This is a genomic window from Mucilaginibacter flavus, from assembly GCF_030409315.1.
Lineage (GTDB): Bacteria > Bacteroidota > Bacteroidia > Sphingobacteriales > Sphingobacteriaceae > Mucilaginibacter > Mucilaginibacter flavus.
In genome coordinates, this window is the sequence record NZ_JAUFPS010000087.1 from 24,936 (window position 1) to 45,014 (window position 20,079).

The following is a 20,079-nucleotide window of genomic DNA, read 5'->3' on the forward strand; positions in this document are numbered from 1 at the left end:
CCGCAATCATTTTGCGATTTTTTGGATTGGGTTTGGTTGTAAGGGTTTTATGTTAAGCTGCATTTTTTGCAGCACGCTTTCAAAAATTTTCATTTCGCGGGCTGTAATACCTTTGGTGATATCGGTGTTGATGTGTTCAAAGGTTTCTACGATTTGCGGTACCGCTATTTTAGCCTTTTCGGTTACACGCAATAAATGTTCGCGCTTATCATTAGGGTTGCTATCGCGATAAACAAAGCCTTTAGCGCTTAATAAATTAATGATACTTACCATGGCCGATTTATCTTTATCCAGTATTTGCGCCAGCGCGTTTTGCGTAAGCTGCCCATCGTGGTAATAAATAAGCGATAGTATAAAATGATACCGTTTCACATCCAGGTGCTCGGTATGCTTTGCCAGTACGTTAAGGTATAATTTACCCAGCCGTATTAGCTTGCGTGATATAGGCTCTACTAATTGCATTTTAATATTGCCGCAAACATAGTTAGCCCACAAGATTATTAGTTGCATGTATCAACCATTTTACAAGTGCTTAAAAGCCAGTTATTCATAAAAACCATAAATTTTATAACTTGCGGGCATGAAACCAATTAAGCTGACCGCAACTGTATCATTAATTTTACTATTTATGAATTTATCTGCCGCGCAGGCGCAATCCTCCGCCAATATATCCTACAATGTTTCCTTTCCCGAAGCACAGGCCCATTATGCCGAGATTGAAATGCATGTTACCGGGCTAAAGCAAAACACGCTCGACCTAAAAATGCCCGTATGGACGCCAGGCTCATACCTGGTAAGGGAGTTTGCCAAAAATATTGAGGCTTTTAGCGCCAATATCAATGGCCAAACGGTAGCATCGCCCAAAATCAATAAAAATACCTGGCGCGTTAATACCAAAGGCAAAGCCGCGGTTACTATCAAATACCGGGTTTACGCCAACGAAAACTCGGTACGCACCAGCTATTTAGATGTATCGCACGCGTTTCTGTCAACATCGGGCATTTTTGTGTACCCGGCCAATATGTTGCATGCGCCATCAACTATTACTATTGTGCCCTATAAAAACTGGGATAAAGTATCAACCAGTTTGGAAATGGTTAACAATAACCCGTTTGTAAGGCACTCTCCTAATTTTGATATTTTGTTCGATTCGCCTATCGAAGTAGGTAACCAGGATATTTTTGGTTTTGACGTAAACGGCGTTAAATACGAGGTATGTATGTACGGCGGCGGCAATTATGATAAAGAGCGCCTTAAAAAAGATATGCATGCCATTATTGAACAGGAAGCTGCCGTATTTGGCGAAAACCCTAACAAACATTATACTTTTATAGTACACAATCATCTGCGTGGCGGCGGCGGTATTGAGCATTTAAGCTCTACCGTTTTAGGTGCTTCGCGCGATGCCTATGGATCAGAAAAAGGTTACCAAAGCTTTTTGGGTCTTGTCGCTCACGAGCATTTTCACCTGTGGAATGTAAAACGCTTAAGGCCGATAGTATTAGGTCCGTTTGATTATGATAACGAAAACTATACCACCAACCTTTGGATAGCCGAAGGCTTTACCGAATACTACCAGGAAATAGCAGTGCGCCGTACCAACCTGTATTCGCCGGAGAATTACCTTGATCAGATAGCCAACGAGTTTAACATACTGGAAAATCTGCCGGGTAAAAATGTACAAACCGTGGCCGAGAGCAGTTTTGATGCCTGGATTAAAGGCTATCGCCCTAACGAAAATTCAAACAACACTACCATATCATACTACACCAAAGGCGCTATTATTGGAATGATGCTTGACCTGGAGATCATCAACAACTCCAACCAAAAATACCATTTGGATGATGTGATGAAGTACATGTACAATACCTATTACAAAACCCAAAAGCGCGGTTATACCGATGCGGAGTTTAAAAAAGGGTTTGAAATGTTTGCAGGCAAAAAGCTGGATGATTTTTACAAAAAATATGTGAACGGCCTTGATCCCGTTGATTACAACAAATACCTGGGCTATGCCGGCTATAAAATTAATGATGAACTTGCCGATAATAATGACGCGGCCTTAGGTATTACCACAGGGACAACAGCGGCAAAAAAAATAATTGTAACCGGTGTAATCCGCGGTACAGCCGGCTATATTGACGGCATTAACGTTGGCGATGAAATAACCGCTATCGACGGCAATCCCGTTACCGACGCTGCCAACCTGATTGCCGGTAAAAAGCCTGGCGATAAAATTGAGGTCGCTGTAAGTCGCGACGGACAGGCCATCACCTTACCGGTAACCTTATTGAAAAGCAACCGGGTGAAGTATAAAATTGTATCCTTAGATAACCCAACACCGCAGCAATTAGCGGTAAGGAAAAAGTGGCTGAGTTTATAGTTTGAATATTAAATAAGAAAGGCCCGGGTTTTCCCGGGCCTTTCTTATTTAGATGTGCAGCGCAGTTGTTTTTTACTTTTCTAACCTTGCATCTTCCCTATCCAACACTTCCCTTTTCTCTATTTTGTATGACAGGAATAAGCCTGCGCCGCCGAAAATAGCAATCAACGAAAGGTATAAGAAGAAGATATCATCGTCCATATCCCTGAAAACGCCGTGGCTTAACACAAAGGCTAAAAACAAGCCTATGCCAGAGCCTATCAGTAACAACCCCCATTTTAAATTTTGGTATGGTGCCGATTGTGGTTTGTAGCTGCGTGGGTCCATGCCGCGTTCAATCATGGCCATCCTTTCGCGTTTGTATAAGTAAATGATGGCAAATATCATCATGAAAAAGCCAAGCGAAATCACAATGCCTGCCAATATGCCTAAGTTCCCGGTATTCATTTTATTTAAGTTTTAATAAGTTAATAAATTTCTCTTTTTACAATCACCCAACTGGTGTATTTGTAAACTCTGACAACGTTGTTTTAAAACAGGTTACAGGCAGATGAAAAAAATTAACATAAAAAAAGCCATCCCGGCAAAGGATGGCTTTTTAACTTATACAGATTGCGGTTATGCTTTAATAAAAGCCAATAAATCTTTATTAATGGTATCTGCTTCTGTAGCCGGCATGCCATGAGGGAAACCAGGGTAAGAGATTAGTGTGCCATGTTTCAATAATTTATATGCTTTGGCACCCGAAATCGGGAACGGAACAATCTGGTCGTCTTCGCCATGTAAAACTAAAACCGGAATATCTACGCTTTTCAAATCTTCGGTAAAATCTGTTTCAGAAAAAGCCTTGATACCATCATGGTGGGCTTTTACGCTGCCCATCATGCCCTGGCGCCACCAATTATCCTGTATGCCTTGCGATATTTTGGCTCCCTCACGGTTATAACCATAAAACGGAACGGTAAAATCTTTAAAGTACTGGGCCCGGTTAAATGCTGTACCCTGGCGTATCTCATCAAAAACCGACATTGGCACGCCATCGGGGTTGTTTTCGGTTTGTACCATCAATGGTGTAACGGCGCTAATCAATACTACTTTAGCTACCCGGCCTTTGCCAAGATTAGCGGCATAGTGTATGGCTTCGCCGCCACCTGTAGAATGCCCTATATGGATGGCGTCTTTCAAATCAAGCGCCTCGGTAAGCGCTGCAACGTCAGCCGCGTAGGTATCCATATCATGTCCTGTGTCAACCTGGCTCGACCGGCCGTGACCACGACGATCATGCGCTATTACACGGTAGCCTTGTTTAAGGAAAAACATCATCTGCGCGTCCCAGTCATCGCCAGATAATGGCCAGCCGTGGTGAAAAACCAATGGTTTACCTGTACCCCAGTCTTTGTAATAAATTTCGGTTCCGTCTTTTGTGGTGATAGTGCTCATGTTGTTTTGTTGTTTAAGTGATGTATTTTTTTGTTGATTCAAAGATGGGGCCATTTTAACCGGCCGCACTTGACGTAGATTAAGAAATGATAATTACATGATTAAAATGGGTGTTATCAACAATAAAGCCCGGATAATTACTTATCCAGGCTTTAAAGATTTTTATCTTAACTCTTGATTCTAATCTCTTGACTCTCCCACCTAATTCATCCTATATGGCGCAATAAGGTAAAATTCCGGGATCTGTACGTTAAAACTGGCGTTATCCAGCAGGCGGTTCATCTGGTATTCGCCTTTCATACTGCCCATATCTGTTTTAAGGTTACAGCCCGATACGTATTCATGAGCATGGCCCGGTTCAATAATGGGCTGCTGACCAACTACTCCTTCCCCCTCTACTTCGCGTTTGGCACCATTTGAATCAAAAATGTACCAGTGGCGGCTAATTAATTGTATAGCGTAGTTGCTCATGTTCTCAATATGTACTTTGTAAGCAAACATAAAGTGATCATTAGCCGGGTTTGAATATTCAGGCTGATATATGGTTTCGATGGAAACCTTAACACCTTCAGTTATAGTGGTAACCATGTTAATTTTGTGTCGTTAAATTCAAATATATAATTTCCGAACAAATATTACGCCATTTCGATGGCATATTTTTCATCTATTTCAGCCAGTATCTGGGTAACTTCTTCCAGGTTAGCCGCTGTTACCAGCCTCATCCTGTACTCTTTAAAATGGTCAACCCCTTTAAAGTAGTTTGAATAGTGCCTGCGCATTTCAAAAATGCCCGTTTTAGGCCCTTTCCACTCTACCGATTTTTGTAAATGGGTTGAACAGGCTGCAATTCGTTCGGTAATGGTTGGCTTATCCAAATGCTCGCCGGTAGCAAAAAAATGCTTGATCTCGCGGAAAATCCATGGGTAACCAATAGCAGCGCGACCAATCATCATACCATCTACGCCGTATTCCATCTTCCAGTTCGCGGCTTTTTCGGGCGAGTCGATGTCGCCATTACCGAAAATGGGGATTTTTATACGCGGGTTCTTTTTAATATCACGGATCAATGACCAATCGGCAACACCTTTGTACATCTGCGCCCGGGTACGGCCATGGATGGTTAAGGCTTTGATACCCACATCCTGCAGGCGCTCGGCCACTTCGTATACATTTTTGGTATTATCATCCCAGCCCAAACGGGTTTTTACAGTTACCGGCAGATGGGTGGCGTTAACAACCGCTTTGGTCATGGCTACCATTTTATCAATATCCTGTAATAAACTGGCACCGGCACCACGGCAGGCCACCTGTTTTACCGGGCATCCATAATTAATATCCATCAAATCGGGCCCGGCTAAAGAAGCAATCTCGGTAGCCTCTCGCATGTGCTCGATATCGCTGCCGAAGATCTGGATACCGATAGGACGCTCGTATTCAAAAATATCGAGCTTTTGACGACTTTTGGCCGCATTACGGATCAGGCCCTCGCTTGAGATAAATTCGGTGTACATCATATCCGCGCCGTTTTGCTTACACACGTAACGGAAGGGCGGATCGCTCACATCTTCCATCGGTGCCAGCAGCAGCGGGAACTCCCCTAAATCAATATTTCCTATTTGTACAGACATCCTTATCTTTATCGCTGCAAAAATACGATTTTTACCCCAAATGATACAACAACCCATCAAGGAGTATATACCTCAACGTGGTTATATTAGTCCGTTTATACAATTTTTGACATTGGTGGGAATAACTGGCGTCGGTTTAATTGTTTTTACCGCTATTGCAGCGGGTATAATACTGGCGCTCTTTGGCTTAAAAACGTTAATCAATACTTTTGGTTTTAATACGCAAGACCCTCATGTAGGGGTTGCCCTGTGGATATTACAAATAGTAAGCACCACTATGCCGCTGTTCATAGCTCCTGTTATTTTTGCCAGGTTCATTGTTCAGCAACCGCAGGAATACCTTAAGCCAACATTTAAATTTACGCCTGTTTTACTGGCAATCATATTCAGCATTATGGCATTTTCTATGCCAATAATGGAGGTGCTTAGCAATATCAACCAAAAACTGGTATTACCGCATGCCCTGAAAGGCCTTGAAGACTGGATGCGAAGCGCCGAACAGGCCGCGCAAAAAGCCACCGAGGCTATGCTGCATATGAACAACCTTTGGGATATGCTTTGGGCCGTTTTCGTAGTTGGTTTATTAACCGCCATTGCCGAGGAGTTTTTATTCCGCGGGGTAGTGCAAACCATCTTTTTAAAGTCGACAAAAAATAAGCACGCCGCTATCTGGATCACCGCTATCCTGTTCAGCGCGTTTCATATGGAGTTTTTTTCGTTTTTGCCAAGGGTTTTCCTGGGTGCCGTATTCGGCTATTTTGTTGCTTACAGCGGCAGCATCTGGACGGGTGTTTGGGCGCATTTTTTAAACAACAGCTCGGCAGTAGTAATTACCTATCTGTATCAGCATAAATCTACTAAGTTAGATCCCGATGATCAGCATGTATTTAATTTAGGGGCCTATGCTTTTAGCTTAATAATTGTTTTATTTTTGCTGTTTGTATATCGTAAAGTGGCTATGGATAAAAAGCTTGCATTGAATTGATGGAAAAAAACTGGGTCAAAATTTTTGCGTCATCCAATTTTTACCAATCAGAGATTGTTAAGCAGGTACTTACCGGCCATCATATTGATACCGTATTATTAAACAAACAAGATTCATCGCACCGGGCCTTCGGCGATATTGAAGTTTACATTCACCAGGAGGATTTTAGCAAGGCCATCGAAATCATGATCCTCAATCAACTCAGTTTATGAAATTACGCGCCATAACCGGCTTCTTTTTTATCATCGTAATGATTGGCTCTAATTTATTGGGCCCCTACGTTTTCAGCCTTTTTTACCTGGCGCTATCCTTATTTTGCCTCTTTGAATTTTATAAATTAGTGCGTGAAAGCGGCATTAAAACCAGTCGCGAAACCGGCATTATTAACGCCGGTTTGTTGTTCCTTTTTTTTGCAGCCAATTGTTATTTCCCGGCATGGTCGCTTATATTTTGTCTTCCGGTAACTTTCAGCGCCATTTTTATTCAGGAATTATATAAAAAAACACCTGCCCCATTCAGCAATATCGCTTTTACTTTTTTGGGGATGATATTCGCGGTTATCCCATTTATCTTTTTCCATGCTATGGCATTTATCCGGGGAAGCGAAAATTTTAACTTTCACGTACCGCTGGCATTTTTAATTATGCTGTGGAGCAATGATACCGGCGCTTACCTTGTAGGCAGCAAAATGGGTAAAACCAAGCTTTTTGAACGCCATTCGCCTAAAAAAACTTACGAAGGTTTAATTGGCGGTATCCTCATCAGCGCTGTAGCGGCTTTAATATTAAGCCATTTTTATGTGGAGTACACCTGGAAACAATGGGTAACCATAGCCATCCTTATTTCGTGCTTTGGTACCATGGGCGATTTGGTTGAATCGATGTTTAAACGCAGCATTAACGTGAAGGATAGTGGCGGCATTTTACCTGGCCATGGTGGCTTACTGGATAGGTTTGATGGCTTATTAATGGCTGCACCAATTGTTTATGCATACCTGTACTTCATTTCAAATTAGTAGTTTTGTAATAAATCACCTATAAATATGACTTTTCATAAAGAAGGCTATACCTCACTCGCGTTAACAGTACTGGTTATTTTTGTACTGAATGCATTGGTTCAATTTTATTTACCGCAGGCACATGTGCTTAAGTGGATCATTTACATTTTATCGGGCTTTTTATTCCTGGTGATCGTGCAGTTTTTCCGCAGCCCGTTTTTTGATATCACCACCAGCGAAACCACCGTGCTTTGCCCTGCAGATGGCAAAGTGGTTGTAATTGAAGAAGCCGATGAAACAGAGTTTTTGAAAGACAGGCGCATCCAGTTATCGGTATTCATGTCGCCGGTAAATGTGCACGTTAACCGTAACCCTATAGCGGGCGTGGTTAGCTATTTTAAATACCACAAAGGTAAATTCCTGGTAGCCTGGCATCCAAAATCATCTACCGAAAATGAGCGTACTACCATTTGCGTGCAAAACAGCGAAGGGGTATCAGTACTGTTCAGGCAAATTGCAGGCGCCTTGGCCCGTAGGATTGTATGGTATGTAAAAGAAGGCGATATTGTAGAGCAAGGCCAGCAATTTGGCTTTATTAAATTTGGATCGAGGGTTGATTTGTTTTTGCCTTTAGGTACAAAAATATTGGTAAATATAGGTGATGTGGTAAAGGGTGGTCGTACGATTTTAGCCGAATTGCCAAGCGCTTTATCTGAAGTAACAGCAAAACCAGCGGCTAAAGTAATGCCAGTTAATGACCCGGAACCTACTGTAATTGCCAACGAAGGCAGTCAGCAGGAATTACCTTTGGTGATAGATCATCCCGAGGTTGAAAAACCGGTTAAAAAGGCAGCGCCTGCAAGGAAACCGGCGGCTAAGCCTAAGAAAGAAGATAAAGAGTAAGTTTGTTTATATCTCCAAAAAACATTTGTCATCCTGAACGTAGTGAAGGATCTTCTTCATTAGAAAAGTAGGCGATTTACAGGGCGAAGAAGATCCTTCGTTCCTCAGGATGACAAAACTTTTACGCCGATTCTACCCACTTTTTATATAAAACGCAAAATGCCTTGATAAATCAAGGCATTTTGCGTTTTAAAGATATGCGCTAATTATTATCCTTGGGTTTATCCTGATCTTTCTGCAACTTCTCCTGGGCCTTTTTAATAGAATCCTGCTTAGCTTTAGCTGCTTTCTTTTTCTTGTTGAAAAACCCTTTTAGCAAAAAGTTTGATTGCGCGGCTTTTAAATCCTCATTTAAAGTACCTGTGGTGGCGTGTACATTTTTCATGGTGGTTTGGGCTTGGGCAACCGTACTTTCCAGGTTTTTTGAAAGCTTATCACTGTTTAGCAACCGGCCTATACTGCCTTTGCCGCTATTTACCTTATCTACAATTTCGGCAAGGCTGCCGGTCATTTTTTCGGCATTATCTGCTACACGGGTAAGTTTGTTTATAATACGGTCAACATCAACAGGGTTCACAGAAGCCAGCCGGCCACCATCAGCCACTTCCTGGTTGCTGGTGATGCCGCCCGGGGCCAAGACAACTAATTTATCGCCCATTAAGCCATCACTGCCTATGCTGAGTTTGGAGTCGGTTTTCACAAACTTTTTTACGGTGTTGTTAAGCGTTAAATCAACCCTTACGGAACTATCCGTTACAATATTAATGGCCTCTACCACTCCAACGTTGATACCTGCAAAACGCACGTTGTTGCCCACCTGTAAGCCACTTACATTTTTAAAGGTACCGTAAACGTTAAATGTTGAGCTAAACATATTTTTTTTGCTGCCGATAAAAAACACGGCCAATAGCAGCACAACCAGGCCAACGAAGGCGAACAACCCTATTTTTATTTTTTGAGATGAAGTAGTTTTCATGTGGTTTCGTTAAAAAATGACTTTACAAGTTCGTTATCAGACTTTTGGAGTTCTTTCCAGGAGCCTTCGGCTATATATTCTCCATCGTTCATTACTACAATACGGTCGGCCGTAATGCGGGCGCATTCCAAATCGTGGGTAATGATGATAGATGATGTTTTATATTTTTTCTGCATATGCAGGATCAGTTCGCTGATCTCGCGCGAGGTGACGGGATCTAAACCGGTTGTAGGCTCGTCATACAGCATAATTTCGGGCTTAACAATAAGCGTACGGGCCAGGCCTACCCTCTTACGCATCCCGCCCGATAGATCAGAAGGCATTTTATCTATCGCGTCAAGCAATCCTACGTTATCTAACACCTCTTCTACCTTTTTGTCTATCTCTGCCTGGTCTGATAATTTTAACACCCTGGTGAGCGGGAATTCGAGGTTCTCGCGCACAGTCATGCTATCATACAAGGCACCGCTTTGAAAAAGGAAGCCTATTTTAATCCGTAGTTGCTTAAGGTCCTCATCGTTCATTTGTGTAACATCTTCACCAAAAACCTGCAAATCGCCGTCGTCGGGTTTTAGCATGCCTACTACGCATTGTATGGTGACAGATTTACCCTGCCCCGATTTACCCAGCACCACCATATTTTCGCCACGCTTCAAATCAAAAGTGATATTTTTCAATACCTCTTTATCGCCAAAAGCTTTTTTAATGCCTTTAGCGTGTATAACAACCTCATCCTTAGCAGCAGGTGTTTTTTTCTTTGGTTCGATATTTTCCTTTGTTGCTGCCATGTTATTTATAAAATAAAAAACTGGTGATCTGAACAGCGATGGCATCAATCACAAAAATCCAAAGCGACGCGGTAACTACAGCAGAATTGGCCGCTATACCCACGCTTTCGGTACCTTTATTTGAATTATAGCCCTTATAGCAGCCCACAAAGCCAATCGCGAAGCCAAAAAATATAGTTTTGATAACAGCGGGAAGAAAGTCGGAAAAATCAAGGGAACCAATGCATTTCTGAAAGTATAACGTAAAGCTGATGCTATCGTTAATGTTAAGTGCCAGGAAGCCCCCTGTAAGGCCGATAACATCGCCAATTATAGATAATAGCGGCACCATTAAACTGGCGGCTATAATGCGCGTAACTACCAGGTATTGAATAGGATTTGCACCCGATACTTCCATGGCATCTATTTGCTCGGTAACCTTCATGCTGCCCAGTTCGGCACCAATACTGGAGGCTATTTTACCGGCACAGATGATAGCCGTAATAACCGGCCCCATTTCACGTACGAATGACACGGCCAGTGTTTTGGGCAGCATGCTTGCCGCGCCAAGGGAAACCAGGGATGGCCTTAACTGGAGGATGAGCACAAAGCCCATGATGAAGGAGGTAATGCCCACCAACATCAGGGACCTGTAGCCTATTTCATAACATTGCCGCACAAACTCCGACCATTCGAAGCCGCCGGCAAAAATATTTCTGAAAAACCTGCCGAAGAAAACGCATTGTTCGCCAATGCCTATCATCCACTTCCGCCAGCCGGTAATTGCCTGTTCTGCCATAGTTTACATTATAATTTGACATACAACAACGTATGGTCAAAATGTTTTGCAGTTCAAGAAAATTAACCTTTGGGGTCGGCTTGCAGGTTTATGACATTGGTACGTCAATAATCAGGTAACGGGAAAATTCTTCGGTTTCAATTGTAAATGAACTGGTATCATAAACACCCATCGCATCCCTTTTGTTTAATGTGGTACCGTTTATTTTAGCCGCACCATCTAACAGGAACACATAAGCGCCATTTCCGGGCGATTTTATGGTATAATTTAACGGTTTGCCAGCTTCAAAGCTGCCCATACTAAAAGTAGCATCCTGGTGCAACCAGAGGTTTCCTTCTGCCCTATCCGGCGATACCAACGTAGTTAAGCTATTTGTTACAAATTCGTTTTGAAAGCTTTTTTGATCGTAACGTGGTGTTACGTTCCTTTCTTTAGGAAAAAGCCAGATCTGTAATGTTTTAGCGATATCAGTTGCCGATGCATTATACTCGGAGTGATAAACCCCGGTACCAGCCGACATTACCTGCACATCGCCGGCATTAATCACGCCTTTGTTGCCCATATTATCCTGGTGTTCTAAACCACCTTCTAAAGGGATAGTCACAATTTCCATATTATCATGCGGATGCAGGCCAAAACCTTTGCCTCCGGCAATAATATCGTCATTAAGTACCCTTAAAGCACCAAAACTCATTAGTTCGGGGTTATAATATGGCCCAAAACTGAAAGAAAAATTAGCTTTTAACCAGCCTATATCATTTTTGCCCCTCTCGTTTTCGGGATAAAATATTGTTTTCATTGTTATATCTCCATTTATATGTTTAAACATACAATATATGTGCCAAGGTAGTTTTGCCAGGCCTTATATTTCCTGGTAACGAAGACTCACCCGCTCATCGCTACGCTGGGGCACCCTCTCTTCGGCTTTGCCGGAAAGAGGGGTTTGAAAATCCGATAACTTCAAATTATCCTATACTATCTATCGTTCAAACCCCTCTTTCCACCGCAGGTGAAGAGAGGGTGAGGGGCGTAGCCTCGTCGGGTGGGTCTTCTACGCCCAGTCAAAAAAGCATTCATTTAAATATGCTTATTTTTGCAAAAAATTAAGTATCAATGGCAAAAAAGGCTGTTATCGCTGGTTCAACCGGACTAATTGGCAGTAAATTGCTCCAGATTTTGCTGCATGAACCTTTTTACGACGAAGTTTTAATCCTGGTGAGGAAAAAAATTAACGTTGAGCATAAAAAATTAACGCAGCTGGTGGTCAATTTCGACCAGTTGGATAGCTATGCCCAATCGATAAATGGGCACGCGCTATTTTGCTGCCTGGGTACAACAAATGCCAAAACGCCTAATAAGGCCGTTTACCGGCATATTGATCATGATTATCCGGTACAACTGGCACAATTTGCTTTTAAAAACGGTATTGAGCAGTATCACTTGGTTTCGTCTATAGGGGCAAACGTAAATTCGTCTTTTTTTTATACCAAAACTAAAGGCGAAACGGAGGCGGATATTGAGCCGATAGGTTTACCTGTCTTACATATCTACCGTCCATCTATGTTAACCGGCAATAGGCGGGAAAAGCGGACGATGGAAAAAACTTTAATAGCGTTCTACAAATTTATAGATCCGCTATTATTTGGCAGCTGGAAAAAGTACCGAAGCATTAGTGACGAAACGGTAGCTACGGCCATGTACAAACAATCAACTAAAAACAATACGGGCACGTTTATATACGAGTCTGATCAAATAAAACAATTATCGTGAGTACTTATCTATCTGCCGAGAACCTTGGCCATCAATTTCATGACAACTGGTTGTTTAAAAATACAACCATAGGCATTAACCGCGGCCGCAGGGTTGCACTGGTTGGTGTTAACGGCGCGGGCAAATCAACCTTATTAAAAATTTTAGCCGGGCAAATAAAACCTACTGAAGGCAAGGTGGTTCAAAGCCGCGACCTTAATATGGGTTACCTGGAGCAGGACCCCAGCTTTAAGGATGCCGTTACCATCAGTGACTATATTTTTCATGCCGATGATGTGCAGCAGCAAATGATTCGTAAATACGAAGAATTACTGGAGAACGACCCCGACAATGCCAAGGCGCTTGAAAAGATCATGGAAGAGATGAGCGAGGTTGATGCCTGGGAGTATGAGTACAAAATAAAAACCATTTTGGGCAGGCTGGATATTCATCATCTTAATCAGCATATCAGCACGCTATCGGGAGGGCAAAAAAAACGTTTGGCTTTAGCTAAGCTTTTAATTGAAGACCCAGAGCTTTATATTTTAGATGAGCCTACCAACCACCTGGATATTGATACTATTGAATGGCTTGAAAAACTGTTGACCGAGGGATCAAAAACTATTTTGATGGTTACACACGACAGGTACTTTTTAGATAACGTTTGTAACGAAATATTAGAGATTGACCGCGGAAAGATGGTACCCTACAATGGTACCTACGCCTACTACCTTGAAAAGAAGGCAGAGCGTGATGCTGCCGATGAAGCAGCTTTTCAAAAAAACAGCAATTTACTGCGTAAGGAATTAGAGTGGATGCGCCGCCAGCCACAGGCCCGCGGTACCAAATCAAAGGCACGTATTGATGCTTATTATGATCTGGAAGAAAAAACCAAACAAGGTGGCGCCCGTGATAAGGTTGAACTGAGTGTTAAAACAGCACGCCAGGGCAACAAGATTATGGAGATGGAACATCTGTACAAAGGTTTCAATGGCCATACTTATATCAGCGATTTTAATTACATATTTAAAAAAGGCGATAGAATTGGTTTGGCGGGCAAGAATGGTACAGGCAAGTCAACCCTGCTTAACCTAATTACCGGCGCTTTACAGCCCGATAAAGGAACCGTTGTAAAAGGTGAAACTACAGTAATTGGTTATTTCCATCAATCGGGCATTACCTTTAAAGATGATGAGCGGGTTATTGATGTGGTAAAAAACGTTGCTGAATTTATCACCATGGCCGATGGTAAAATGATATCGGCCTCTGCCCTGCTTACGTTATTCCTGTTCCCTCCTGCCAAGCAGTATGGTTTCATATCAAAACTAAGTGGCGGCGAAAAGAAACGTTTACAGCTGATGAGCATCCTGATGAAGAACCCTAACTTCCTGATACTGGATGAGCCTACTAACGATTTGGATATTGATACGCTGAATGTATTGGAAGAGTTTTTAACCAACTATTCGGGCATATTAATGATGGTATCGCACGATAGGTATTTGTTAGATAAGCTAACCGACCAGCTATTTATTATGGAAGGAAACGGGCAGGTGCGTATTTACAATGGCAACTATTCATCATACCGTGTGGAGCTGGATGAAGCCAAACAACAAAATAAAAAAGGTAACGTCGCTCCCACTCCTACCCCTGCACCAGTAGTTAAAAAAAGTAAACTAAGCTTTAAAGAAGCTAAAGAACTGGAGACTATTGAGGCTGAAATTATCGAAATAGAAAACCAGATAAAGGCTAAAAACGAAGAGTTAAACAAGGTAGGTATTGAGCTTGCAAAGCTGAATGAAACCGTAGCGCAAATAACAGAATTAACCAAAAAACTGGATGCTAAAAGTACCCGTTGGATGGAATTAACAGAACTAAGCGAAGCATAAAATGAAGCTATCTGATATCATTGCATCTATAGGTGTCATCATCCTTCTGATTGCTTTTGTACTTAATTTAACAAATAAATTATCGGCCAAAAGCAGGGTATATATGCTATTGAATTTAATAGGTGCAGGCACATGTTGCTATGCATCATATATGGTAAGCTTCTACCCTTTTGTAGTTTTAGAAGGCGTTTGGGGTACTGTAGCATTGGTGTCATTATTACGGGTTCCACGTGGAACATCAGTATAAAGCATTTAATTTTGCAACCTCTTATAGCTAAATACTGATACTACATGCTGCATTTTAATATAAACACAGCGGAGATAAGTAAAGCGCTTTAACTTATAATAGCCAAAAACAAAAGTATGTTCCACGTGGAACATACAAGTAAATAAAGAATAAAACACTCCTATTTAAATTAATCAGATAGGATAATACCAATCGGCAAACAGGGTATTTATCACCAGTGGCAAGCAACGTTCCACGTGGAACATATACCGAGCCCTATGTATAAATAACCTTTATTTAAGTTGATTTCAAACGTTCAATGCAGATATAAAAACAAGGTTATGTTACCAGTATTCCAAGTGAAATACGAGGTTAAAACAGGTAAACAAACCTTGCTATTTGAATTGATTTAATACAATAATTTTACTGTTCCACGTGGAACATGGAGGTATAAAATGTTTAGGAAATACAATGTAATTGTAGTTGGCGCAGGCCATGCAGGCTGTGAAGCTGCTGCTGCCGCTGCTAACCTTGGATCGTCTGTTTTGCTCATCACCATGAACATGGGGGTAATTGCACAGATGAGTTGTAACCCCGCAATGGGCGGCGTTGCGAAGGGACAAATAGTGCGCGAGATTGACGCTATGGGAGGATATTCCGGTATTATTACAGATAAAACTTCTATCCAATTCAGGATGCTAAATCAGTCAAAAGGACCCGCCATGTGGAGCCCAAGAGCGCAAAGCGACCGGATGAGATTTGCCGAAGAATGGCGTTTAGCATTGGAAAGGACACCCAATGTAGATTTCTGGCAAGACACTGTTTCGTCCCTTTTAGTTAAAGGAAATACCGTTGCAGGTGTACGTACATCCCTGGGCGTAGAGATAGAAGCTGATGCAGTTGTGCTTACTAATGGCACCTTTTTAAATGGCATCATTCATATAGGCGAGAAGAAATTTGGCGGCGGCCGGGCAGGTGAAAAGTCGGCTACAGGAATTACCGAACAACTAAGTGAATTAGGCTTTGAAGCCGGTAGAATGAAGACCGGCACTCCTCCCCGTATTGACGGCAGAAGCCTTAATTACGCCCTGATGGAAGAACAATGGGGCGATGAAGAACGTGGCAGATTTTCTTATACCGATGTAGAACAGATCAAAGAACAGCGCTGTTGCTGGATAACCTATACCAATACCAATGTACACGAAACATTAAAAGAAGGCTTCGAAAAGTCGCCTATGTTTACTGGCAGAATTAAAGGTTTAGGTCCGCGTTATTGTCCTTCTATTGAAGATAAGATTAACCGTTTTGCCGAGCGGGATCGTCACCAAATCTTCGTAGAACCGGAAGGATTAAACACAGTAGAGATCTATGTAAATGGTTTCTCCACCTCCCTACCCGAGGATGTACAATACAAAGCGTTGACCCAAATTCCCGGATTTGAGACAGCTAAAATGTTCCGCCCGGGGTATGCAATCGAGTATGATTACTTCCCACCTACCCAACTTGGCTTAACTTTAGAAACCAAACTGATCAGCAATCTTTATTTCGCAGGTCAAATAAATGGTACCACCGGATACGAAGAGGCAGCCTCACAAGGCTTCATTGCAGGCATCAACGCGCATCAAAAAATCAATGATAAACATGAGCTGATATTGAAAAGATCAGAGTCGTACATAGGTGTATTGATTGATGACCTGGTAACAAAAGGTACTGAAGAGCCATACCGTATGTTCACGTCAAGGGCCGAACACCGCCTGTTATTAAGGCAGGACAATGCGGATATCCGCCTATCCCCTATGGGTCATGAATTAGGATTGATTAGCGATGAGCGTTTAGAAAAGGTAAATCAGAAGATTAAAAACTCTGATGATATTGTAGCTTACACCCGCGGCAAGTCTATCGATCCGGCAGGAGTAAATGAATTGTTAGAAGAGTTGGGCACTTCGGCCATAAACCAGGCTTCTAAATTATTCAACTTATTGAGCCGTCCGCAGGTGGGTTTTAACGATCTTAAAAAAGCCGATGTTGGTTTAAATGAATTGCTATCGGCCTATGATAAAGAAACAATTGAACAGGCTGAAATAAAAATCAAATATGAGAGTTACTTTATAAAAGAAATGGAGATTGTTGACCGGATGAAAAAAATGGAAGACCGCGCCATCAATCCAGATTTCGATTATCAAACTTTAGTATCATTATCAAAAGAAGCCCGTGAAAAATTAGCGCGTATAAAACCGCGCACTTTAGGCCAGGCTTCCCGAATTTCGGGCGTTTCGCCGTCGGATATCTCGGTTTTGATGATTCATGTGTCCAGATAATACTTAAAGTACTGATAATTAATAATTTATAAAATATCTTTTTAAATCAATTATTTTGAGTTTTTAATATTATCGGTCGTCAAAATATAAAAGTCGCTTATATCGCCTAAAAACTATGTTAAACAAAAAACGGGTTAATTTTTACACTTTTTTCTTTGGGATTTTCGTCATTTTACTCATTTCTGGCTGCGCTGCGCAACAACAGCCCCAGGGAGGTCCGCGAGACGTTACTCCCCCGGTTTTGGTGAAAGCCTTACCGGCCAACAAAACAAGAAATTTTGTAGGCAAAGAAATTAACCTGCAATTTGACGAGTTTATAAAATTAAGCAACGCCTACCAGGAAATTACCATGAGCCCGGCAATGGAAAAACAACCGGAGTACACGGCCAATAAAAAGAACCTCCGCATCCAGCTAAAAGATACCCTTCAAAAAAATACAACTTATGTGATCAATTTTGGAAAGGCCATCCAGGATGTGAATGAAAGTAACGTGATGAAAAATTTTACTTACGTTTTTTCAACCGGGCCACACATCGATTCGTTGAGCATTTCTGGTTCTGTTACCAATACCCTAACCCAGGAAAAAGAGAAGGATATTACGGTAATGCTTTTTCCGTTAAAACAAGACTCCCTCCTGTTTGGCAAAAAGAAACCTGCCATTTTTACCACAACAGATTCATCGGGCAATTTTAGTCTGAATAATTTACATGAAGATCAATACCGCATCTACGCGCTGAAGGAAGCGAGCCCCAATAAAATTTTCGATAACGATAATGAATTGATCGCTTTCCTTAAAAAGCCCATCAATCTAAAAACAGATACCTCAAATATTAAATTGAACCTGTTTAAGCAAAACCCGGAGAAATTCAGGTTTTCGGAAAAACGATTTGATATAGACGGCAAGATGTTGTTTGTATTCAACAAGGCTTTATTGCACCCTTCGCTAAAAGTTATTTACCCGGATGATATAAACGATCAGAAATATGTAGAGTTCAGTAAAACGAAGGATACGGCGTCTGTATTTGTTAAGAATATGACCTTTGATTCGATAAGGGTAGCGGTTTATGATAACGGCAAACCAGTTGATACCACTTATCTGAAAAAACAAAAGAAAGAAACCTTTTCCAGAATCTTCCAGTTCAAATACAACGTATCAAACGATAAGCTTAAGCCAGGAACCGATCTTAAAATTTATAGTAATTTACCTATAGAAAATATCGATGCCTCACAGATCACTTTGAAAGAGGATTCTATAGGCTTAGGCTCATCTGACTATACGCTGCAAAAAGATACTGGCGGCGTTAAAAGTTTAACCTTAAAATATCGCTGGCGACAAAACAGCAAATACGAGCTTGTATTTGCCGACGGTGCATTCACCGATATTTACGGCGACAAAAATAAATACGCCCCAAAAAGGTTTACTGTTGATAAACCCGAAAATTACAGCTCATTAACTTTAAAGGTTACTGTGCCCGATACTTCAAAAGCTTATGTAGTTGAATTATTAAACGAACAGAAAGTAGTATTACAAAGTGATCCTATCACCAGAAATAAATCCATCACTTATAAAGGTATTTTGACCGGCAAATACATGGTACGCGTGATATACGACGAAAACCGCAACGGCAAATGGGATAGCGGTAATGTGCATTTAAAGAAACAGCCCGAAAACATCTGGATTAACGAAAAACAGATAGTATTACGCCCCAATTGGGAGGCCGAGGAGCCTATTGCAGTGCCTAAGGAGCCTATTACTCCTTAAACCAACCCGAATACATGATATAATTATTCGGAAGCTTCTTAAGCAATGCTATTTGCTCGTCGGTTAATGCTTTTATCTTTTTAGCCGGCGAACCTGCATATAGAAAACCGCTTTCGCAAATAGTTTTTTCCAATACCACAGATCCTGCGCCAATGATTACAAATTCATTGATAACGGCATCATCCATTACAATGGCGCCCATACCTATTAATACATGATCGTGCACGGTACAGCCGTGCACAATAGCGTTATGCCCTATAGACACGTTGCTACCAATATTGGTAGGCGCCTTTAAGTAAGTAGCGTGGATGCAGGCATTATCCTGTATATTGGTGTTATCCCCTATTTTAATATAATGCACATCGCCACGGATAACGGCATTAAACCAAACCGAGCAGTTATTACCCATTACCACATCGCCAACAATAGTAGCATTAGGTGCTATGAAACAATCATTACCCCAGCTGGGGCTTTTATCTTTAACAGGTAATATAACCGGCATATGTTTTTTAATTAGTCAATTAGTGACTGAGTAATTTTTTCTTTATGTTTGACTGCAACTTAAGCGGAAATAGCTCAGTTGGTAGAGCATCAGTTTCCCAAACTGAAGGCCGCGGGTTCGAATCCCGTTTTCCGCTCAATTTTTCCGAAAATTTATTTTTACACACGTCATTGCGAGGTACGAAGCAATCCCCAACTGTACAGAGTAAACTTACCAGTCGATCTTCCGCTCGGGGATTGCTTCGTACCTCGCAATGACGTTTTTGTAAGTGATTATTCTTTAATCAATTCTTCGTACAAATCTATCCACTTAGAATTAAAAGCATCAATCAACTTAATTTTGCTATTTCTGCTCCCACCTTTTAACAACTTTTCGGCTGCGATAGCTTCTTCAATGTGCGCATACGATTCATAGTAAACCAATTTATTGCAATTATACCTCGCGGTAAAACTTAGCGGATAAGTTTTATTTTTATGATCCCATATCCTACCTATAATATCAGACGTAACACCAATATATAATACAGAATGTGTTTGATTAGTTAAAATGTAGACGCAACCGCCTCTTCCCATATTAAATAACATTATTATTAAACTAGCCGTTCTTATACAAACTTTAATAGACAAAGCTTCGTTACATATTCTCTCTGTAAAGTAGGGGATTGCTTCGTCGTACCTCCTCGTATTATAGGTCTACGACATATCCAAATTTTATTTAAAAGAATCATTTTTTATGCGATTCTTCTATAGTTCTCCACA

Annotated in this window: 20 protein-coding genes, 1 tRNA gene and 1 pseudogene; 11 read left to right on the plus strand and 11 right to left on the minus strand. The window is 41.4% G+C overall.

Features of this window, described 5'->3' with window-relative positions; translation table 11 throughout:
• Positions 1-6: 6 nt before the first annotated feature.
• Positions 7-510 carry a MarR family winged helix-turn-helix transcriptional regulator gene (locus tag QWZ17_RS25240; protein WP_290308112.1) on the minus strand — a complete coding sequence of 168 codons (504 nt, stop codon included), beginning with the start codon at positions 508-510 and terminating at the stop codon, positions 7-9.
• Positions 511-628: 118 nt separating this feature from the next.
• Here QWZ17_RS25240 and QWZ17_RS25245 point away from each other — a divergent pair, with 118 nt between their 5' ends.
• Positions 629-2,383, plus strand: coding sequence for a M61 family metallopeptidase (locus QWZ17_RS25245; RefSeq protein WP_290308113.1), 1,755 nt, complete (start codon positions 629-631; stop codon positions 2,381-2,383).
• Positions 2,384-2,455: 72 nt separating this feature from the next.
• Here QWZ17_RS25245 and QWZ17_RS25250 read toward each other — a convergent pair whose 3' ends face one another.
• The 4 genes from QWZ17_RS25250 to dusB all read right to left on the minus strand — a co-directional run bounded on the left by QWZ17_RS25250 (position 2,456) and on the right by dusB (position 5,451).
• A complete protein-coding gene (locus tag QWZ17_RS25250) occupies positions 2,456-2,830 on the minus strand; it encodes a DUF6249 domain-containing protein (RefSeq protein ID WP_290308114.1) in 375 nt (124 codons plus the stop codon).
• A 171-nt stretch (positions 2,831-3,001) separates the two neighbouring features.
• Positions 3,002-3,823, minus strand: a complete 822-nt coding sequence (locus QWZ17_RS25255) for an alpha/beta fold hydrolase (protein WP_290308115.1) — start codon at positions 3,821-3,823, stop codon at positions 3,002-3,004.
• A gap of 201 nt (positions 3,824-4,024) precedes the next feature.
• A complete protein-coding gene (gene apaG / locus QWZ17_RS25260) occupies positions 4,025-4,411 on the minus strand; it encodes a Co2+/Mg2+ efflux facilitator ApaG/CorD (RefSeq protein ID WP_290308116.1) in 387 nt (128 codons plus the stop codon).
• 47 nt (positions 4,412-4,458) lie between these two features.
• The gene (dusB, locus tag QWZ17_RS25265) at positions 4,459-5,451 is read right to left on the minus strand and encodes a tRNA dihydrouridine synthase DusB (RefSeq protein ID WP_290308117.1); all 993 of its coding nucleotides are present in this window, start codon (positions 5,449-5,451) and stop codon (positions 4,459-4,461) included.
• Between the two features lie 40 nt (positions 5,452-5,491).
• Between dusB and QWZ17_RS25270 the strand changes: the two genes are divergently transcribed.
• The 4 genes and pseudogenes from QWZ17_RS25270 to QWZ17_RS25285 form a co-directional block, all read left to right on the plus strand.
• The gene (locus QWZ17_RS25270; RefSeq protein WP_290308118.1) at positions 5,492-6,436 is read left to right on the plus strand and encodes a CPBP family intramembrane glutamic endopeptidase; all 945 of its coding nucleotides are present in this window, start codon (positions 5,492-5,494) and stop codon (positions 6,434-6,436) included.
• Positions 6,436-6,648 carry a putative signal transducing protein gene (locus QWZ17_RS25275; RefSeq protein ID WP_290308119.1) on the plus strand — a complete coding sequence of 71 codons (213 nt, stop codon included), beginning with the start codon at positions 6,436-6,438 and terminating at the stop codon, positions 6,646-6,648. The genes QWZ17_RS25270 and QWZ17_RS25275 overlap by 1 nt, the downstream gene beginning before the upstream one ends.
• Entirely contained in the window at positions 6,645-7,451 is an 807-nt protein-coding gene (locus QWZ17_RS25280; protein ID WP_290308120.1) for a phosphatidate cytidylyltransferase, read from the plus strand. Before QWZ17_RS25275 ends, QWZ17_RS25280 begins: the two co-directional genes overlap by 4 nt.
• Before the next feature lie 27 nt (positions 7,452-7,478).
• A pseudogene (locus QWZ17_RS25285) lies at positions 7,479-8,132 on the plus strand (phosphatidylserine decarboxylase family protein); the annotation flags it as partial.
• A 406-nt stretch (positions 8,133-8,538) separates the two neighbouring features.
• On the opposite strand, the gene QWZ17_RS25290 reads toward QWZ17_RS25285, so the two are convergent.
• The 4 genes from QWZ17_RS25290 to QWZ17_RS25305 all read right to left on the minus strand — a co-directional run bounded on the left by QWZ17_RS25290 (position 8,539) and on the right by QWZ17_RS25305 (position 11,677).
• A complete protein-coding gene (locus QWZ17_RS25290) occupies positions 8,539-9,312 on the minus strand; it encodes an MlaD family protein (protein WP_290308121.1) in 774 nt (257 codons plus the stop codon).
• On the minus strand, positions 9,309-10,100 hold the full coding sequence (locus QWZ17_RS25295) for an ABC transporter ATP-binding protein (protein ID WP_290308122.1): 792 nt from the start codon (positions 10,098-10,100) through the stop codon (positions 9,309-9,311). The genes QWZ17_RS25290 and QWZ17_RS25295 overlap by 4 nt, the downstream gene beginning before the upstream one ends.
• 1 nt (position 10,101) lies before the next feature.
• On the minus strand, positions 10,102-10,878 hold the full coding sequence (locus tag QWZ17_RS25300; RefSeq protein WP_290308123.1) for an MlaE family ABC transporter permease: 777 nt from the start codon (positions 10,876-10,878) through the stop codon (positions 10,102-10,104).
• 88 nt (positions 10,879-10,966) lie between these two features.
• On the minus strand, positions 10,967-11,677 hold the full coding sequence (locus tag QWZ17_RS25305; protein WP_290308124.1) for a pirin family protein: 711 nt from the start codon (positions 11,675-11,677) through the stop codon (positions 10,967-10,969).
• A gap of 314 nt (positions 11,678-11,991) precedes the next feature.
• Here QWZ17_RS25305 and QWZ17_RS25310 point away from each other — a divergent pair, with 314 nt between their 5' ends.
• The 5 genes from QWZ17_RS25310 (at position 11,992) to QWZ17_RS25330 (ending at position 18,819) form a co-directional block, all read left to right on the plus strand.
• Positions 11,992-12,648 carry an NAD(P)H-binding protein gene (locus tag QWZ17_RS25310; RefSeq protein WP_290308125.1) on the plus strand — a complete coding sequence of 219 codons (657 nt, stop codon included), beginning with the start codon at positions 11,992-11,994 and terminating at the stop codon, positions 12,646-12,648.
• Positions 12,645-14,513 (plus strand): ABC-F family ATP-binding cassette domain-containing protein, encoded by a 1,869-nt coding sequence (locus tag QWZ17_RS25315; RefSeq protein WP_290308126.1) that lies wholly within the window; start codon positions 12,645-12,647, stop codon positions 14,511-14,513. Before QWZ17_RS25310 ends, QWZ17_RS25315 begins: the two co-directional genes overlap by 4 nt.
• Position 14,514: 1 nt before the next feature.
• Positions 14,515-14,760: a CBU_0592 family membrane protein gene (locus QWZ17_RS25320; protein WP_290308127.1), complete on the plus strand. Its 246-nt coding sequence runs from the start codon at positions 14,515-14,517 to the stop codon at positions 14,758-14,760.
• 434 nt (positions 14,761-15,194) lie between these two features.
• Positions 15,195-17,057 (plus strand): tRNA uridine-5-carboxymethylaminomethyl(34) synthesis enzyme MnmG, encoded by a 1,863-nt coding sequence (mnmG, locus tag QWZ17_RS25325; protein ID WP_290308128.1) that lies wholly within the window; start codon positions 15,195-15,197, stop codon positions 17,055-17,057.
• A gap of 115 nt (positions 17,058-17,172) precedes the next feature.
• Positions 17,173-18,819, plus strand: a complete 1,647-nt coding sequence (locus tag QWZ17_RS25330; RefSeq protein WP_290308129.1) for an Ig-like domain-containing domain — start codon at positions 17,173-17,175, stop codon at positions 18,817-18,819.
• Here QWZ17_RS25330 and QWZ17_RS25335 read toward each other — a convergent pair.
• A complete protein-coding gene (locus QWZ17_RS25335; protein ID WP_290308130.1) occupies positions 18,809-19,321 on the minus strand; it encodes a gamma carbonic anhydrase family protein in 513 nt (170 codons plus the stop codon). The genes QWZ17_RS25330 and QWZ17_RS25335 overlap by 11 nt on opposite strands.
• A gap of 63 nt (positions 19,322-19,384) precedes the next feature.
• Here QWZ17_RS25335 and QWZ17_RS25340 point away from each other — a divergent pair.
• Positions 19,385-19,457 (plus strand) — tRNA-Gly (locus QWZ17_RS25340).
• Positions 19,458-19,593: 136 nt separating this feature from the next.
• On the opposite strand, the gene QWZ17_RS25345 is transcribed toward QWZ17_RS25340, so the two are convergent.
• A complete protein-coding gene (locus QWZ17_RS25345) occupies positions 19,594-19,905 on the minus strand; it encodes a GIY-YIG nuclease family protein (protein WP_353959534.1) in 312 nt (103 codons plus the stop codon).
• Positions 19,906-20,079: the final 174 nt, after the last annotated feature.

Excerpts from the sequence above, each read along its gene's own strand:
- QWZ17_RS25330 (WP_290308129.1), top strand. The coding sequence starts at position 17,173 with ATGTTAAACAAAAAACGGGTTAATTTTTACACTTTTTTCTTTGGGATT.
- QWZ17_RS25240 (WP_290308112.1), bottom strand. The coding sequence starts at position 510 with ATGCAACTAATAATCTTGTGGGCTAACTATGTTTGCGGCAATATTAAA.
- dusB (WP_290308117.1), bottom strand. The coding sequence starts at position 5,451 with ATGTCTGTACAAATAGGAAATATTGATTTAGGGGAGTTCCCGCTGCTG.
- QWZ17_RS25290 (WP_290308121.1), bottom strand. The coding sequence starts at position 9,312 with ATGAAAACTACTTCATCTCAAAAAATAAAAATAGGGTTGTTCGCCTTC.
- QWZ17_RS25295 (WP_290308122.1), bottom strand. The coding sequence starts at position 10,100 with ATGGCAGCAACAAAGGAAAATATCGAACCAAAGAAAAAAACACCTGCT.
- QWZ17_RS25270 (WP_290308118.1), top strand. The coding sequence starts at position 5,492 with ATGATACAACAACCCATCAAGGAGTATATACCTCAACGTGGTTATATT.
- QWZ17_RS25300 (WP_290308123.1), bottom strand. The coding sequence starts at position 10,878 with ATGGCAGAACAGGCAATTACCGGCTGGCGGAAGTGGATGATAGGCATT.
- QWZ17_RS25255 (WP_290308115.1), bottom strand. The coding sequence starts at position 3,823 with ATGAGCACTATCACCACAAAAGACGGAACCGAAATTTATTACAAAGAC.
- mnmG (WP_290308128.1), top strand. The coding sequence starts at position 15,195 with ATGTTTAGGAAATACAATGTAATTGTAGTTGGCGCAGGCCATGCAGGC.
- QWZ17_RS25245 (WP_290308113.1), top strand. The coding sequence starts at position 629 with ATGAATTTATCTGCCGCGCAGGCGCAATCCTCCGCCAATATATCCTAC.
- QWZ17_RS25280 (WP_290308120.1), top strand. The coding sequence starts at position 6,645 with ATGAAATTACGCGCCATAACCGGCTTCTTTTTTATCATCGTAATGATT.
- QWZ17_RS25310 (WP_290308125.1), top strand. The coding sequence starts at position 11,992 with ATGGCAAAAAAGGCTGTTATCGCTGGTTCAACCGGACTAATTGGCAGT.
- QWZ17_RS25345 (WP_353959534.1), bottom strand. The coding sequence starts at position 19,905 with ATGTTATTTAATATGGGAAGAGGCGGTTGCGTCTACATTTTAACTAAT.
- QWZ17_RS25250 (WP_290308114.1), bottom strand. The coding sequence starts at position 2,830 with ATGAATACCGGGAACTTAGGCATATTGGCAGGCATTGTGATTTCGCTT.
- apaG (WP_290308116.1), bottom strand. The coding sequence starts at position 4,411 with ATGGTTACCACTATAACTGAAGGTGTTAAGGTTTCCATCGAAACCATA.
- QWZ17_RS25335 (WP_290308130.1), bottom strand. The coding sequence starts at position 19,321 with ATGCCGGTTATATTACCTGTTAAAGATAAAAGCCCCAGCTGGGGTAAT.
- QWZ17_RS25275 (WP_290308119.1), top strand. The coding sequence starts at position 6,436 with ATGGAAAAAAACTGGGTCAAAATTTTTGCGTCATCCAATTTTTACCAA.
- QWZ17_RS25320 (WP_290308127.1), top strand. The coding sequence starts at position 14,515 with ATGAAGCTATCTGATATCATTGCATCTATAGGTGTCATCATCCTTCTG.
- QWZ17_RS25305 (WP_290308124.1), bottom strand. The coding sequence starts at position 11,677 with ATGAAAACAATATTTTATCCCGAAAACGAGAGGGGCAAAAATGATATA.